Below are 220 nucleotides of genomic sequence, written 5' to 3'. Positions count from 1 at the left end.
ATCCTATGGACTCTCGTGCCCTTACAGGTGATTGTCAATATCATCAGTGTGTTTTTGCTGTTCTTTCAGTGTTCGACACATGTGGAGGAATTATTCAACCCAAGCCAAAGCACCCATTGCATGTCGCTGAAGATTCAGATTGACTATGCTTATTTTCAGGGTGCATTCAATTCCGCCTGTGATCTCCTTCTCGCCTCTTTTCCAATATACATCTTCTGGC

It is taken from the genome of Herbiconiux moechotypicola, from assembly GCF_024979255.1.
In the GTDB taxonomy this organism is placed as follows: Bacteria; Actinomycetota; Actinomycetes; order Actinomycetales; family Microbacteriaceae; genus Herbiconiux; species Herbiconiux moechotypicola.
The sequence above is the reverse complement of the archived record's forward strand: the minus strand, read 5'-3'. Positions refer to the sequence as shown.